Source organism: Mesoterricola silvestris, assembly GCF_030295405.1.
Classification (GTDB): Bacteria; Acidobacteriota; Holophagae; order Holophagales; family Holophagaceae; genus Mesoterricola; species Mesoterricola silvestris.
The window spans coordinates 302,468-318,064 of record NZ_AP027080.1 but is presented as its reverse complement, the minus strand read 5'-3'; the positions used below and the strand labels follow the sequence as shown (position 1 = coordinate 318,064).

14 protein-coding genes are annotated in these 15,597 nt (G+C 60.2%); 8 read left to right on the top strand and 6 right to left on the bottom strand.

Translation table 11 applies throughout. The features are described from left to right. The first annotated feature begins 271 nt into the window (after nt 1-271). Together R2J76_RS01360 and R2J76_RS01355 are read left to right on the top strand one after the other, a co-directional pair. Nucleotides 272-1,237, top strand: a complete 966-nt coding sequence (locus R2J76_RS01360) for an NAD-dependent epimerase/dehydratase family protein (RefSeq protein WP_316413983.1) — start codon at nt 272-274, stop codon at nt 1,235-1,237. A 47-nt stretch (nt 1,238-1,284) separates the two neighbouring features. Then, a complete protein-coding gene (locus R2J76_RS01355; RefSeq protein ID WP_316413982.1) occupies nt 1,285-1,914 on the top strand; it encodes a sugar transferase in 630 nt (209 codons plus the stop codon). A 48-nt stretch (nt 1,915-1,962) separates the two neighbouring features. Here the strand turns inward: R2J76_RS01355 and R2J76_RS01350 are convergent, their stop codons facing one another. Then, complete coding sequence (locus tag R2J76_RS01350) at nt 1,963-3,252, bottom strand: dihydroorotase (RefSeq protein ID WP_316413981.1); 1,290 nt, start codon at nt 3,250-3,252, stop codon at nt 1,963-1,965. A gap of 59 nt (nt 3,253-3,311) precedes the next feature. Next, nucleotides 3,312-3,539, bottom strand: coding sequence for an acetyl-CoA carboxylase biotin carboxyl carrier protein subunit (locus tag R2J76_RS01345; protein ID WP_316413980.1), 228 nt, complete (start codon nt 3,537-3,539; stop codon nt 3,312-3,314). A gap of 194 nt (nt 3,540-3,733) precedes the next feature. Here R2J76_RS01345 and R2J76_RS01340 point away from each other — a divergent pair, with 194 nt between their 5' ends. The 5 genes from R2J76_RS01340 to pnp all read left to right on the top strand — a co-directional run bounded on the left by R2J76_RS01340 (nt 3,734) and on the right by pnp (nt 9,076). Next, nucleotides 3,734-4,477 carry a sugar phosphate nucleotidyltransferase gene (locus R2J76_RS01340; RefSeq protein ID WP_394366814.1) on the top strand — a complete coding sequence of 248 codons (744 nt, stop codon included), beginning with the start codon at nt 3,734-3,736 and terminating at the stop codon, nt 4,475-4,477. After that, the gene (locus tag R2J76_RS01335; protein WP_316413978.1) at nt 4,477-4,983 is read left to right on the top strand and encodes a dTDP-4-dehydrorhamnose 3,5-epimerase family protein; all 507 of its coding nucleotides are present in this window, start codon (nt 4,477-4,479) and stop codon (nt 4,981-4,983) included. Before R2J76_RS01340 ends, R2J76_RS01335 begins: the two co-directional genes overlap by 1 nt. Then, the gene (gene rfbD / locus R2J76_RS01330; RefSeq protein ID WP_316413977.1) at nt 4,980-5,825 is read left to right on the top strand and encodes a dTDP-4-dehydrorhamnose reductase; all 846 of its coding nucleotides are present in this window, start codon (nt 4,980-4,982) and stop codon (nt 5,823-5,825) included. Before R2J76_RS01335 ends, rfbD begins: the two co-directional genes overlap by 4 nt. Further along, the gene (gene rfbB / locus R2J76_RS01325; protein ID WP_316413976.1) at nt 5,822-6,790 is read left to right on the top strand and encodes a dTDP-glucose 4,6-dehydratase; all 969 of its coding nucleotides are present in this window, start codon (nt 5,822-5,824) and stop codon (nt 6,788-6,790) included. Before rfbD ends, rfbB begins: the two co-directional genes overlap by 4 nt. A gap of 189 nt (nt 6,791-6,979) precedes the next feature. Further along, entirely contained in the window at nt 6,980-9,076 is a 2,097-nt protein-coding gene (pnp, locus tag R2J76_RS01320) for a polyribonucleotide nucleotidyltransferase (protein ID WP_316413975.1), read from the top strand. Nucleotides 9,077-9,085: 9 nt separating this feature from the next. Here the strand turns inward: pnp and R2J76_RS01315 are convergent, their stop codons facing one another. Both R2J76_RS01315 and R2J76_RS01310 read right to left on the bottom strand, forming a co-directional pair. Next, nucleotides 9,086-10,663 carry a sulfatase-like hydrolase/transferase gene (locus tag R2J76_RS01315; RefSeq protein ID WP_316413974.1) on the bottom strand — a complete coding sequence of 526 codons (1,578 nt, stop codon included), beginning with the start codon at nt 10,661-10,663 and terminating at the stop codon, nt 9,086-9,088. Continuing rightward, complete coding sequence (locus tag R2J76_RS01310) at nt 10,648-12,045, bottom strand: class I SAM-dependent methyltransferase (protein WP_316413973.1); 1,398 nt, start codon at nt 12,043-12,045, stop codon at nt 10,648-10,650. The genes R2J76_RS01315 and R2J76_RS01310 overlap by 16 nt, the downstream gene beginning before the upstream one ends. A 460-nt stretch (nt 12,046-12,505) precedes the next feature. On the opposite strand from R2J76_RS01310, the gene R2J76_RS01305 reads away from it, so the two are divergent. Next, the gene (locus R2J76_RS01305; RefSeq protein WP_316413972.1) at nt 12,506-13,501 is read left to right on the top strand and encodes a glycosyltransferase; all 996 of its coding nucleotides are present in this window, start codon (nt 12,506-12,508) and stop codon (nt 13,499-13,501) included. Between the two features lie 4 nt (nt 13,502-13,505). Here R2J76_RS01305 and R2J76_RS01300 read toward each other — a convergent pair whose 3' ends face one another. Together R2J76_RS01300 and R2J76_RS01295 are read right to left on the bottom strand one after the other, a co-directional pair. Further along, nucleotides 13,506-14,672 carry a DegT/DnrJ/EryC1/StrS family aminotransferase gene (locus R2J76_RS01300; protein ID WP_316413971.1) on the bottom strand — a complete coding sequence of 389 codons (1,167 nt, stop codon included), beginning with the start codon at nt 14,670-14,672 and terminating at the stop codon, nt 13,506-13,508. Further along, entirely contained in the window at nt 14,669-15,592 is a 924-nt protein-coding gene (locus R2J76_RS01295; protein WP_316413970.1) for a GDP-L-fucose synthase family protein, read from the bottom strand. Before R2J76_RS01295 ends, R2J76_RS01300 begins: the two co-directional genes overlap by 4 nt. Nucleotides 15,593-15,597 lie beyond the last annotated feature (5 nt).

Sequence of the window (15,597 nt, the reverse complement as noted above, 5' to 3'; positions counted from 1 at the left end):
ATCTTTATTTCCACCACCCTACCCGGTTTGGATAGCTTTGATTATCCCATGCTCTCATTAAGCTTTATGATCAAATCATGTGAATCGAATAACCGAGCTCTGCGAACGCTTCTCATGCGTTCATCCGTGAGGCCAAGTGCGGTATGATGAAATCGAAATAGAGTCACGCAGCGACTCTAACGAATAATCAATATTTTCTCGCGACCCAACCAGCGTCGGCCGTTTTTGACCGCCGTGGCTTGGAACGCCATCGTTAAGCGAGGGACCCTCCTTGAAACGAATTCTCGTCACCGGCGGTGCTGGCTTCATCGGAAGCCATGCTGTCGATGCTTTTATCCAGGATGGTTACGAGGTTCTGGTCATTGACGATCTTTCGTCGGGATCCGATGCCAATCTCAACCCCAAAGCCAGGTTTGAATGCACAAGCATCGATTCGGCGCGCGCCGCTGAAACCCTGCGCGCCTTCCGGCCTGAAGCCATCTTTCATTATGCGGCCCAGATCGACGTTCGGAAGAGCGCCGCGGATCCCGTGTTGGACGCCCAACTGAACATCATCAATTCCCTCCGGCTTCTGGAACTGGGGCTTAACAACGGCTTGGCCTATTTCGCCTTTGCCTCCTCCGGAGGAGCCATCTATGGCGAGCCCCAATCGGGCCCCCAGGACGAAACCCACCCCGAACGCCCCTGTTCTCCTTATGGCGTCGCTAAGCTAAGTATTGATAAATACCTGGCATCGTTTCACCACTACAGGGGCCTCAAATCCTGTTCGATGCGCTTCTCCAACGTTTACGGCCCCCGCCAGAACGGCAAGGGTGAAGCCGGCGTCGTCGCGTTGATGATCGGCCAGGGCCTCAAGGGCCAGCCCCTCCGAGTCAACGGCAAGGGTGAGCAGACCCGTGATTTCGTGTATGTCAAGGATCTTGCCCGTGCGGCCCGTCTCATCCTCAGGCATCAGCCCCAGGGCGTTCTCAACCTGGGAACCGGGATTGAGACATCCATCGCCCAGTTGGCTCACATCCTCCAGGAACGTTTCGCCGTTCCACCTGGAATTTCCCATGCCCCGGCAATACATGGAGAGCAATTTCGCTCTGTTCTCGACTCGACCTTGGCGAAAAAGGTAATAGACTGGGAACCTGTCACTCGGCTTGGGCATGGTCTCCAAGAGACGACGGATTGGTTTTCAAGTTTGGCGCCCGCCGCACCTCGCCCACAGAAACACATCAGAGTGTCCCAATGACCCCACCAGAGGAACAAAAATCAGCCCTGACGCTTGAATTCCCCCGCATGGGCGTTCCGCCCAGGGACGTGGATTCCGACGAGGCCCGTATTGGCGAGGGTCTGGACCTGATCTATGGGATCGACTGGGTTGCCACCCTGTTCCTCTTCTTTGTCACCCTGCCGATCCTCCTGGTCAGCATGGTCTACGTGATGATCGTGGACCGGGGCAATCCCATCTTTTCGCAAATACGAATTGGCCGGAATGGCAAGCCTTACCGCATCTTCAAGATCCGCTCCATGCACCACGACCACCACGGGCATGCCCGCTTCTGCGCCCACGAGGACGACCGGATCCTCCCCGGTGGCCGGTTCCTGCGTCAGACCCGGATCGACGAACTACCGCAGTTCTGGAACGTGCTCGCGGGCCACATGGCCCTGGTCGGCCCCCGTCCCGAGCAGCCCACGTTCGTCGAATGCTTCCTCAAGGAAATCCCGCACTACGAGGAACGTTTCCAGGTCAAGCCCGGAATCACGGGCCTCGCCCAGGTGACGCAGGGATATGTGGACTCCCTGGATGGAACCCGGATCAAGCTCTCCTTCGACCTGAAGTTCATCGAGAACCGGAGCCTCGGGATGTGGTTCTTCATCGTCTTCCAGACGGTCAAGGTGGTGCTGTTCGGACAGGGCGCCCGCTAGGAGCCTGTCTACGTAATAGAAGGCCCCGCGACGGCGCCCAGAAGCGCGCTAGCCCCACACCTTCGCACCCCCGACCCAGGTCGCCACCACCTTGCCGGGTAGCTGCCATCCCTTGAAGGGCGTATTGAAGCTCCGGCTCTGCACGAAGGCGCGGTCCACGGTGACCCTGGCCTCCAGGTCCACGAGCGTGAAATCCGCCGCCGAACCCGGCTTGAGGCTTCCGAGCCCCTGGCGGTCCAGGTGGAAGACCCGGGCGGGGCCGCCGGAAAGCAACTCCACCGCGCGCGAGAGCGTGATGACCTTCTTGTCCACCAGCAGCTCCAGCGTGAGCGGCAACGCGGTCTCCAATCCGATGATGCCGAAGGACGCGTCGCGCAGTTCGCACTCCTTGTCGTCCCAGGTGTGCGGCGCATGGTCCGTGGCGATGGCGTCCACCGTGCCGTCCGCGAGGGCCTCCAGGATGGCGTCGAGGTCGGCCTGGCTGCGCAGGGGCGGGTTCATCTTGAAGTCCGAATCGAACTTCACCAGTTCCCGGTCCGTCAGCGCGAAATGATGGGGCGTCACCTCGCAGGTGACCTTCAGGCCCCGGGCCTTGGCCTCGCGCACCAGGCGCAGGGAACCCTTGGTGCTCAGGTGGGCCAGGTGCACGTGGCCTCCGGTGTGCTCGGCGAGGACGATGTCCCGCGCGACCATGGCCTCCTCGGCGGCGGCCGGGATGCCCAGGCAGCCGAGGTAGGCACTCACCGCGCCCTCGTTGATGTAGCCCTTGGCGGCGAGGTTCGTGTCCTCCTCGTGGGCGACGATGGGCATGTCCAGCCAGCCCGTGTATTCCAGGGCCCGGCGCATGATGGCCGCGTTCATCACCGGCAGGCCGTCATCGCTGAAGGCGATGCACCCGGACGCCTTGAGGGTGCCGTAGTCCGTGAGCTCCTCGCCCGCGGCGCCCTTCGTGACGGTGCCCAGCGGGAAGTAGCGGCACAGGCCGGCCTTCCGGGCACGGGTCAGCATCATCTCCGTGATGGCCACCGAGTCGTTCACCGGCTTGGTGTTGGCCATGGCGCACACCGCGGTGAACCCGCCGGCCACCGCCGCCCTGCAGCCGGTTTCGATGTTCTCCTTGGCGGTCTGCCCAGGTTCCCGGAAATGCACGTGCAGGTCCACGAGGCCCGGAACCAGCAGCCGGCCCCCAGCGTCGACGATCTCGGCTCCCTCGATCCGGGGGTCCACCAGGTTCTCGCCCACCGCCGCGACCTGGCCGTCCACCACCAGGAGGGAGGCAGGACCATCCCACTTCTGGGAGGGATCGACAAGGCGCGCATTCTTGATCAACAGGGTCATGGGCGGCTCCAGGAACCTTCCCATCTTACAGGATCGGAACCCCGGAAACGCCCCGCGCCTCAGTCCATGTCGGCGAGCTCCACCAGCTCGTCATCCTCCTCTGCGAAATCCCCCTCCTCGAGGAGAATGCGCTTGATCTTGCCGGACTCGGGCGCACTCACGTAGAAGGGCGTGTGGCCGGAGTCGGTTCCCTCCAGGAGCATAAGAGACTCATCCTCCTCCACCTCCTGGCCGGGGGCGACGAGCACCCCCATGACATAGCCCGGCCACTCCGCCCGGATGATCATGCATACCTCCGTGGTTCTTCGTGGAAAGTATGGTAATCCTACAGTTCGCGCAAGATTGGGAACCGAAAAATACTTGAGAAAATCGCCACCCGGCCCCCGCGGGGGGCCGCGCTGTGCAACGGACGCCCCTTATTTTTCCTGTGATAAGGTGATGAGGCCATCCCATTCCATCCGCGCAGGGAGAACCAATGAGACTGAAGGGAGTCATCCTCGCTGGCGGAAAGGGATCCCGCCTCTTCCCCTTGACCAAAGTGACCAACAAGCATCTCCTCCCGGTGGGCAACGCGCCCATGATCTGGCATCCGGCCTGGAAGATGAAGCAGGCGGGGATCGAGGAGATCCTGATCGTCACCGGCACCGAGCACATGGGCGATGTCGTGCGCTGCCTTGGCAGCGGCAAGGATTTCGGGTGCAGGTTCTCCTACAAGGTCCAGGACGAGGCGGGAGGCATCGCCCAGGCCCTATCCCTGGGCGAGAACTTCGCCGGCGGAGAGGAAATGTGCGTCATCCTTGGCGACAACCTGTTCCAGGAGGAGCTGGGTCCCCAGGTCCAGGCCTACGCAGCCCAGGGCGGGGGCGCCCGGATCCTTTTGAAGGCCGTGCCCGACCCGCACCGGTTCGGCGTCGCCCAGGTGGCCGGGGACAGGGTGATCGATATCCAGGAGAAACCCACGGAGGCCAAGTCCGATCTCGCGGTGACCGGCATCTATTTCTATGACCGGGACGTCTTCGATATCATTCGCACCATCCGCCCTTCCCGCCGCGGCGAACTGGAGATCACGGATGTCAATAATGCCTATCTTCAAAGAGGGAAATTGAGTTTCGGCATGCTGAGGGGCTGGTGGTCGGATGCCGGCACCTTTCCCAGCCTGGCCAGGGCGGGAGAACTGGCGACCCAGGAGCCCATGCCCTTCCCCGATATCCCGCGGGAGGACTGATGCTGGAATTCAGGGATGGGCCCATCCAGGGGGTGATCGTCACCCCTATCCGGAAATTCGCGGACGAGCGAGGCTGGCTGGCTGAGGTGTTCCGCCATGACCAGTTGGAAGCAGACTACCACCCGGCCATGTGCTACGTGAGCGTCACCCTCCCCGGCGTCCTGCGGGGCCCCCACGAGCATGCGGACCAGGCGGATTTGTTCTCCTGGATGGGACCCGGCGAATTCCTGGTCACGCTCTGGGACAACCGGCCCGACAGCCCCACCTACCTCAACCGCATGGAACTGACCTTGGGTGCCGGCAATCCCGGCTCCCTCCTGGTTCCCCGGGGCGTCGTCCACTGCTACCGGTGCACGAGCGAGGAGCCAGGGCTTGTCCTGAACAGCCCCAACCGGCTTTTCAAGGGTCCGGGCAGGACCTTTCCCGTGGATGAGATCCGCCACGAGGCGGATCCGGCCAATCCCTTCGTCCTGGACGAAGCGGCCCGCCGGAACGCCGCTCCATGAAGGTCCTCCTGACGGGCGCATCGGGGCAGCTCGCCCAGGCGGTGCTCCGGACCTGGCAGGCCCACGAGCTCCTGGGACCCGATGAGACGAGCCTGGATCTTGCGGACCGCGACTCCATCCGGGCGGCCATGGCCACCTTCCGGCCGGACGCCGTGTTGAACCTGGGTGCCTTCACCCAGGTGGATCGATGCGAGGCGGAGGAGGAGCGGGCCACCCTCGTCAATGGCACGGCCGTCGGCTGGCTCGCGGAGGCCTGCGCGGCCCAGGGGACCGTCCTGGTGCAAATCTCCACGGATTACGTCTTCGACGGCCAAGGCGCCCGGCCCTACCGGGAAGAGGACCCTGCCTCGCCCCTTTCGGCCTACGGCAGGTCCAAGCTGCTTGGGGAGGCCATGGCTCGGCTTGCCCCCCGCCATCTCATCGCCAGGACCTCCTGGCTGTACGACCACCAGGGGCGCAACTTCTTCACCACCATGCTGGACAAGGCCGCCCGGGGCGAACCCATCCGGGTGGTGGACGACCAGCGCGGCGCACCCACCAGCTGCGGGGCCCTGGCCCTCCAGTTGGAGGCGGCCCTGACCGGGGGATGGCAGGGCCTCGTGCACATGACCTGCCAGGGCGAAACCACCTGGCACGGGTTCGCCGTGGAAATTTTCCGACAGATGGGCGTGGAGGCCGACCTGCGGCCATGCCTGACCGCTGAATTCAAGACTGCTGCCCGCCGCCCAGCCTATTCGGTTTTGTGCGGGGACAAGCGCCGCCTCCTGGGCCGGGACCTCATGCCCCCCTGGCAGGAGGCGCTGGCCCAGGTGGCCTCCGTCCGGAAAGGGGAAAGGCCATGAGCACCATCCTGGTCACCGGGGGCGCCGGCTTCATCGGCTCGAACCTGGTCCATCGCTGGCACCGCGCCCATCCGGAGGACAACATTCTGGTGGTGGACAAGGTGACCTATGCCGCCGACCCCTCCCAGATCGAAGGTCTCCCCCGGGTCGAACTGATCCGGGCCGATATCCAGGACCGGGAACGGGTGGTGGAACTCCTGGACCGCCGCCAGGTACGGCTCCTCTTCCATCTGGCCGCGGAAAGCCATGTGGACAACAGCATCACGGGTCCAGCCGCCTTCGTGGCGACCAACCTCCTCGGCACCTTCTCGCTGCTCGAGGCGGCCCGCCAGGTCTGGGCCGGGGATACCGGGTGCCGCTTCGTCCACGTGTCCACCGATGAGGTATACGGCGCGCTGGGAGAGACCGGCGCCTTCTCGGAAACGACCCCCTACGCCCCCAACAGCCCCTACAGCGCCACCAAGGCCGGGAGCGACCATCTGGTCCGGGCCTACCACCACACCTACGGATTCCCGGCCATCACGACCAACTGCTCGAACAACTATGGCCCCCGGCAGCACCGCGAAAAGCTCATCCCCCTGGCCATCGACCGCCTCGCCAAGGGGGAACCCGTGCCCGTGTACGGCGATGGCCAGCAGGTCCGCGACTGGCTCTACGTGGAGGACCATTGCGCCGCCCTGGAAGCCGCGGCCCTCCGGGGCATCCCGGGACGGACCTACTGCGTGGGCGGCCGGAACGAATGGAGGAACCTGGAGCTCCTCAACCAGCTGTGCGAGGCGGTGGACAGCCGGCTGGGCAGGCCCCAGGGAACCGGACACCGGCTGCTGACCTTCGTGCGGGACCGCCCCGGCCACGATCGCCGCTACGCCATCGACTCCACCCGGATCCGGACCGAGCTCGGCTGGGAGCCCCAGGTGGACTTCCGGGAAGGCCTCCGCAGGACGGTGGCCTGGTACCTGCCCTGACCCTCCCCGGGGGCAGGGAAGACGGGCCTCTTATTTCCCAATGTGATAGGATTGACGTGCCGATCCGTTCGCTCCCGTCGGCAGCGACCTCTGCAGGAAGCCCACCTCCTCCCATACGTTCCGGCGGAGGGTTTCATGGAGGGATCGCAATCAGGGAGCCACTTCGGGACCGAGGTCCCAGGAGAATCCATGAACGCCCTTAAATTCAACCCCACCACCGTCAGCATCGACCTGGGCGGGACCCCCATCAGCATCGAGACCGGCCGCATCGCCAAGCAGGCTGCCGGTTCCGTCATCGTCCGCCAGGGCGACACCATGGTCCTCGTGGCTGTATGCGTCGCGGAACCCCGGGAAGGCATCGACTTCTTCCCCCTGACCGTGGACTACCGCGAGCCCGTGTTCTCCGCCGGCAAGATCCCCGGCGGCTTCTTCAAGCGCGAAGGCAAGCAGACCACCAAGGAAACCCTGGTCTCCCGCCTCATCGACCGCCCCCTGCGCCCCCTCTTCGAGGAAGGCTACAACGGCGACACCGTCATCACCGCCCAGGTCATCAGCTTCGACGGCGACCACCAGCCCGACGTCCTGGCCATGGTCGGCGCCTCCGCGGCCCTGATCATCTCCGAGATCCCCTTCAACAACCCCGTGGGCGGCGTGCGCGTGGGCCGTGTCGACGGCAAGTTCGTCATCAACCCCACCGTCAGCCAGCGCCCCGATTCCGACCTGGATCTCCTGGTCGCCGGCACCGAGGACGCCCTGGTGATGGTCGAGTGCGGCGCCAGCGAGTTCCAGGAAGCCGAGATGGTCAAGGCCCTGGAGTTCGGCCACGCCAACATCAAGACCCTCGTCAAGCTCCAGAAGGAGCTCCGCGCCAAGGTCGGCAAGACCAAGATGGTCGCCGTCAAGCCCGAGCGCAACGAGGAGATCTACAAGCTCGTGGCCTCCAAGTACGCCGAGAAGCTGCTGGCCGCCCTGACCATGAAGGTCAAGATCGAGAGCTACAAGGCCATCGACGCCCTGAAGAAGGAGGCCGTGGCCGAGCTCACCAAGGACAAGCCCGAGCTCAAGAAGGATGTCGTCGAGAGCTTCGACACGCTGAAGGAGACCCTCTTCCGCAACGCCATCCTCAAGCAGGGCGCGCGCCTCGACGGCCGCAAGTTCGACCAGATCCGTCCCCTGAACATCGAGGTGGGCGTCCTGCCCGCGGCCCACGGTTCCTGCCTCTTCACCCGCGGCGAGACCCAGGCCCTGGTCACGGCCACCCTGGGCACCGCCGATGACATCCAGCACATCGATGGCATCGAGGACGAGTACGACAAGCGCTTCTACCTCCACTACAACTTCCCCGGCTACTCCGTGGGCGAGTGCAAGCCCAACCGTGGCCCCGGCCGCCGCGAGATCGGCCACGGCATGCTGGCCGAGCGCTCCATCTTCCAGGTGCTCCCCTCCAAGGAGGAGAACCCCTACACCCTGCGCGTGGTCTCCGAGATCACCGAAAGCAACGGCTCCAGTTCCATGGCCACCATCTGCGGCGGCACCCTTGCGCTCATGGACGCCGGCATCAAGCTCTCCTCCCCCGTGGCCGGCGTGGCCATGGGCCTGGTGAGCGACGGTGAGAAGTTCGTCGTCCTCACCGACATCGCCGGCCAGGAAGACCACTACGGCGACATGGACTTCAAGGTCGCCGGCACCACCAAGGGCATCACCGCCCTCCAGATGGACATCAAGATCGGCGGCATCACCACCGAGATCCTCACCAAGGCCCTGGACCAGGCCAAGAAGGGCCGCCTGGAGCTCCTGGAGTCCATGGGCACCGTGCTCGCCGCCCCCCGCACCGAATACGCCGGGAACGCCCCCCAGATGCACACCCTCCAGCTCCCCAAGGAGAAGATCCGCGACGTCATCGGCAAGGGCGGCGCCGTCATCCGCAACATCATCGAAGTGAGCGGCTGCCAGGTGAACATCGACGACGACGGCTCCTGCCAGGTCGCCGGCCCCACCAAGGAGAAGCTGGCCGTGGCGCTCAAGATGATCGGTGACCTCATCCAGACCGCCGAGGTGGGCCAGACCTACCTGGGCCGGGTGGCCAAGGTGGTGGAGTTCGGTGCGTTCGTCACCATCCTCCCGGGCCTGGACGGCCTGCTCCACGTCTCCGAGATGGCCCCCCATCGGGTCAAGAACCCCGCGGACGAGGTCAGCGAGGGCCAGGAGATCATGGTCAAGTGCATCGCGGTGGATGCCAACGGCAAGATCAAGCTCTCCAGAAAGGCCCTTCTCGCTTCGGAATAACGAAGGCCATTAAGGCAAGGTGGAAGTCACCGGGCTTTCCCCAAATCCTTTTTGGGTCTCAATCCACTCCGCAAGCTGACTCGGTGTTCGGACTTTTCCGCCCATCATTTCCGGGATCAGCTTGCGGAGCAGGGTCAGGTTGAAAGGGTGGCTGTACCTCATCGCCACTTTGCTCCCAGGGAACTTCACAATGAATGGAATCCTGTGGTCGACCTTGTCCCAACGCCCCGCAAGACCCAACTGGAACAACTTCAGGGTAGGGTCCGAGTTCTTACGCAACCAATGGTCCGCGATAAGAATGACCGTGGAAGAATCCCACCGCCCTTTAGCCGACATCGCCTTCCGGAATCTTCCCAGCGCCTGATCCATGTACCCAATGTTCTCCAGGTAGCTACCGCTGGGACCTGAGATCGCGGGACCATGGGGGATAGGGTAATGAACCCAATAGAAGTCTAATCGGCTCCCCTCGACCAGATGGTCTACAAAGGATTCCAACTCTTCCTCGGTCTTGCGCTGCTGCCGACTTTCAATGGCAGGGGAAGCCAGATAGGAATTAAGTCCGTCCTTGATAAAGGGGTAGAGGTCCACCGCCTGAGTCATCATGGAGCCTGTCAGGGATTGATTCAATTCTTGCCAAATTCCGTAACGGTAATACAGCAGGAATTTTGATTCCTCCGCATAGCGGCTAAATAGGCGGTTGTAGGGGATCATCCAGCCTGCGACGGCGATGCGGTAGCCAGCACCATGTAAATCGCCAATGAGGGACTCGCTCGGATCCCAGGTTTGCAGAGACCGCCCAGGAGCCTTGAAAAGGAGGGTTGAGGCGTTGAGCGGCTGAGTATTTTCAATTACCTCGCCTCTCATCATCGCAGGAACGGAAATGATGGTGTCGCCGGCCGGCGGATAGGCCCGATCGGCGGAAAACGCTTGGTCACGAAGTGTATTTAACTCCGGGTAACGGCCCCGGGTTCCAGGCGTCTCAAAACATATTCGGTAATCAAGCTCATCGAAAACTAGAATCCAGACATCCTTTCCCTCTGGCACGGGCTGAACTTCGATCACAGGTGAGAATGGAGTGACCGGGAACAGGATTCTTTTGGTCAAGGACTCGAACGCCTGAAACCACAGAACAGGCACCAGCGGCGAAAGCACCAGGAGGCCTCTTACGCAAGCCCTGAGGAGGTTTCCCAGGCCCTGGATCACAATGGCCAAAACAAGGGCGATCACCGGAATTGCAAATGCAAAGGGCCTCCATTTTGAATAGGCCAATATAGCGAGTCTCGCAGGAAGGCTAGGCACGACGGCTCGCGCCAAGGAGAGACAGCCAAGGCATACCAAAGCGATTGCCAGGGCACCATAGGCCTTGGAATTTTCCTCCGCCCGTCGCAGCACGAGGAAGGTGCCGATGGTCGAGATCAAGATATTGAGGGACAAACCCAGAAAGGCAATACCCCCGGGAGGTCTAGCAATCAGAAATTCTCGCGGGGAAGGTCCAAGAAGGAGAATCCAAGAGTGCAAGAAAATCAAATGGCCCAGCACCATGGCCGAAAGGGCCTGTCTCCAGTATCGTTTTAGCGTTTCTCGCATAAGTATATCCACCGGTCTGTCTGACCGACTTGTTCATGACTCAGCACTTGAAATTTGTCTTCCAGCGCGGCTTCGAACTGGGCCTTAGTATAATCTGCGGGGAGATACCCAAAACGCCTAATCAATTCCACAACTCTTTCATCTTTTGTGCCCACCCATTCCACCAATAGCCGTCCTTTGGTGAGCGTAGAGAATAGGTCAACCTGCAGGGCAAGCGGCACCCCCTCTGTGAATCGAAGATGATGGATTACGGCCAAGGCCAAAATCAGGTCAAAGGCCCCCGAGGCGCGGTCCATGAAGGAAATTTGTTCTTCACCCTTCCACCCTGTGGCAGGCGTTGGACGAGCAATATTCATCACAAGGGGAAGGATATTATACCCATGGGTCCTTGCCTTTTCCCAAAGGAGGTCCAAAGATTGCTCGTCGGAATCAAGGGAGACCACCTGCATCCCCCGCTGGGCGGCCAGCACGGAAAATTCTCCCGTATTCGCGCCGACGTCCAATACAACATCGTTTGGGCCAAGCCCATCCAACGCAGCGCAAACCATAGCCAATTTGCCCGCGAGGTCCGAATCGCCGTAATTACGATCGGCCGTATATTCCGTCCAGTTGGACGAGCCTTGATGCCTCCGGCAGGAACTCAGTGCCTGTACCAGAGATCGGATCCTCATCCGATGGAGGCGTTTTGAGACCTCTACTTCCAGAGAGGATTCGCGTATTGCCGGAAGGAATTTCGCAAGAAGCCCCGGAATTGCAAGCCAGTAAAGGTAGGGTGGAAGGAGTTTTCGACCCAGTCCCACCAAACGGCCTGCCTCCTCCGGGCTTATACCTTCTCTTTCACACAGGAAGAGTCGGTCAAGACGCAAGCCAAAATCCTTGCATAGCCAGAGCGGAAGCATGAACGTCCGGAGGCACTGCCCATAGGCCCCCCATACTGATCTTCCGGTGAATGGAGTGAAGGAGAGGAGATCAACGAAAGTAGGTTCAGCCCCCCGGAATAGGACGTTGTAGGGGGTGCAGTCTTTTAGTTCTAATCCATCAGCCAGGATGGCGTCCGCTAATTCCAAACTGAGGGACGCCGCAGCCTTTAACATGCCGAACGTCCACTCTTCCGGGTAGGTGGGAAATGCAATTCGCGGGTGCTCAACCCATACTCCTCCCTTACCAATCCCCGCAAAATTTAAACTTAGATCGCCATCTACTCGATCATATGGAATAATCGAATTTCGACTAATAAAGCCTTTAATTTCACTGGAAGATTCAATTAGACGGAAGGCATCTTCTGATTCTGGAGCAATCCACCTAATTATCTTATTATCGTGCCGAATTAATTTCCCGGCAGGATCTCGAAAGGAAGCCCTCATTCCCTTGATATGAGTCATTCACCCTTCCCCTGTTTCCGATGGAAGAGCGTTTTGATTTTCGCAATAAGAGTAATCGCTCCTCCTACGGCTGCCGCAATAAGGACCTGAATTATCATTGAACCAGAGCCTGGATCTGTGTACATATGCCCTCCCCGAGCTTCTCTATATACAATAATAATCCCAACTTTACGGCATTGACAGCGTAAATCGAACCGCAAACCAATCGATGCATTGACGAGCTGGCATTCGATCTGCCGTGCGGGCTTTGGTTACGGCGAACATCGGTACAGGTGCGTTCCTCTGATGCTAGGATGTTCTTTAACGCTCGAATCGAAACTTCGTATCCCACGCGAAGGCACGATTCCCCCACCGGGAACCCTGAGCCGCCCCAGGCGGAATCATCTCCGTTACGAAAGCGATTATGCCAAAGGTACTTCTCGTCTCACTCCACTTCTCGCCCGCACATGCCTCTCACTTGATGGCCTATGCCCTGGGTTATCAAGCATTGGGGCATTCCGTAGCGTTCCTGCTGCATCCGTCTTACAAACTCTTCAAGGAACTGGCCGAGACAGCACCGATCCTTGAGGCCGAGGGTCCGGGCGCAATCGATCTGAGGTCATTCGATCTAGCGCTCTTCTATAACATGGCCCCGAACAATGCCACCTTGGCGCGGCGAATGAAGGGCTGTGGCCTAAAAGTGGCCTACGTCTATCATGAACCTTGGGAATCCATTCCCACCTATCTGCGAACCGAAGGTCCCTACTCCACCCTAAAGCTGACCCTAGCCCACAGGTTCTCAGTGGACCTCCTCAAACTGTCGGACCTGGTCATTCTCTCATCAAAGCGGGCGATGGAACTCTATCACCAGGGCGACGTTCGGTACAACCACCACGTAGAGTATATTCCGCTTCTACTCACGGATGAGTGCCCCAAGGGGGAACTACCGGAGCGCCGCTTTGTGAGCTACATCGGCACCATTTGCCCGGGGCATGCCTTTGACGCCTTCGTTCGTTTCATGGAATTCGCGGCGGACCAGGATTCCTCCCTTACCTTCCTTCTCGCTTCACGTTCCCCGACGCCGACCTCAACGGCCTTCAAACGAGCTCTGCGAAAGCTCGGAAACCGCCTCCGGGTTCAGTGCGGGCGTCCGCTCACCAACGAGGAAATCAACAATCTATACCTTCAGAGCGTCTGCACCTGGAATCTCTATAAACGCACAACCCAGAGCGGCGTACTACCGCGGGCCCAAATGCTGGGCGCACCAAGCTTAGCATCACCTGTTGGCTCGCTTCCCGAATTCATGCGCGACGGCCAGGAAGGGATCTTCGTGAAGGACCCCTCCCCCATGGCCATCATGGAGGCCGCCAGCAAGATCCGAGAAAACCAAGACCAATTCTCGGCAAATTGCCGGTCAAATTTCCTCAACACCTTTCACTTCCAAGCAAACCTAGAGAGAATCCGGCAGACCCTGTAGGGCCTTAGACCCTACCAAGTTGCTCAAACGCTTCCGCAATCGGGAAGTGGTGATTCCCAATGAAAAGCCCAAACTGGTCGATGTGCTCGGCGTTGCGAAGCGGACTGGCCACTTCCGCATTGAAGAATTTAACCACTTCATTCTTAGCGAAATTGCCGGCGACAATGGGGCGGCATTCAAAGCCCAATTCGTTAAGCCTTTTAACCAGTGCTTTTCGGGTGAGGGCTCGCCCTGGGCGGATGACGAGGCTGAACCCGAACCAGCTGCTCTCTCCGGTTTCCCGTTGAATCATGAGGTCCGGATGGCTTTCCATCTTGGCCTGGAAGAGAGCCGCGTTCTTGCGGCGCTCGGCAACAATCGAAGGCAGGCGCCGAATCTGCTCGATGCCCAAAGCGCCCTCCATTTCCAGGGGCCGGAAGTTATAGCCTGGCAGAACAAAGCGATAGGACTCTTCGAAGGGATCTTCTCCCTTGTCCCCACAGACAAGGTTGGACTTAGGCAAATCCCGGGTCCAGCCATGGGCCCGTAGGCAGCGAAGAATTTGGTCGAGTTCCTCGTTGTCAGTCACCACGAACCCGCCCTCCATCGTCGAGATGTGATGACTGAAGAAGGAGCTGTAGGTTCCCATCAGACCGAAGGTCCCCGCCATGCGGCCCTGGAATCGGGCTCCCATCGACTCGCAGTTGTCTTCGAGCAACAGGATATCCCGTCCTGCGATAAGCTGCTGTATTTTATTAAAATCATTGGGGTTACCCAAAAGATTGACGGCAAGGATCGCCCGCGTGCGGTCCGTGAGCGCCCTCTCAAGGGCCGAGTGGTCGAGATTCAGCGTTTCAAGGTCGATATCTACAAATTTCAACTTCAGGCCGTACTGATGAAGTGGATAGTAGGTTGTGCTCCAGGAAACGGCGGGAACAATGATCTCATCCCCCGCCTTTAATTTGAGCAAAGGGTCCTTTGTGTAAAACAGTGCCGCAATCATCAAGAGGTTCGCAGAAGAACCAGAATTCACCATTACGCAAGAGCGGCTGCCCATCGCCTGGGCAAATGCCTTCTCGCAGGCCTTGACGTTCGGACCCATTGTGTACATTCCGGAATCGATGACGCGGTGCATCGCGTCTATCTCCTCCGTGCCCCAGGACGTCGTTGCCAGAGGGAAGCGAAAGCTCATCCTTGCCACTCCTTTTTGAAAAAATCCACCGTCTTCTGAACACCATCCCGAAGGCTTGTGCCTGCCCTCCAGCCCCAAGCCTCCAGGCGCTCGGTGGAGACCAGCTTGCGTGCCATTCCAACAGGCTTTGTCAGGTCGTGGTCAAACCTGCCCCTGTAGCCCATCACGTCGGCGACGGCTTCGTAGTATTCGTTCACGGACCAATCCGTTCCGAGGCCTACGTTCATCGTTTCTGGTAATGCATCAAACCGCTCGACACCTTGAATGAGCGCATCAGCCATATCACCAGCGTACATGAATTCCCTTCGCGCGGTGCCGTCCCCCCAAATCGTGATCACCTCTGCATCCGTACGGACCGCTTCGTCCACTTTGCGGATGACGGCGGGAATCAGGTGGGCGGCAAAGGCATCGAATTTGTCGTGCCTGCCATATAAATTGCAAGGAATAAACGTCTTGTACTGAAATTTGGGTTCAGCCCTTGTGATGTACTCGCAAAGCCGGGCCGTCGTCACCTTGGCCAGGGCGTACCCTTCATTCGTTGGCTCCAATTCCCCCTTCAGGACCATTTCCTCCCGAAGCGGCTCCGAGATATTGCGGGGATACATACAGGAGCTGCCCAGGTTGAGCAAGCGGGGAATACCGGCGTTCCTCGCCCCCCACACCAGGTTCCGCCCCATATCCAAGTTCTCAAGGAGGAATCCGACGGGATCCGCCATGTTGGCCTGAATTCCCCCAACCTTCCCCGCTGCGTGGATCACAAGATCGGGCAAATTGGTTTTTAGGTATGCAAGAAGAGCAGGGTAGTCGCGAAGATCCAGTTCATCTTGGCGGGGTGTAAGGAAAGCGTGAGAACGTGCAGCAGGGTGCTCAAGCAAGTTCTTGCCGACCATGCCAGCGGCACCCGTTAGAAGAATTTTCAAGCCAC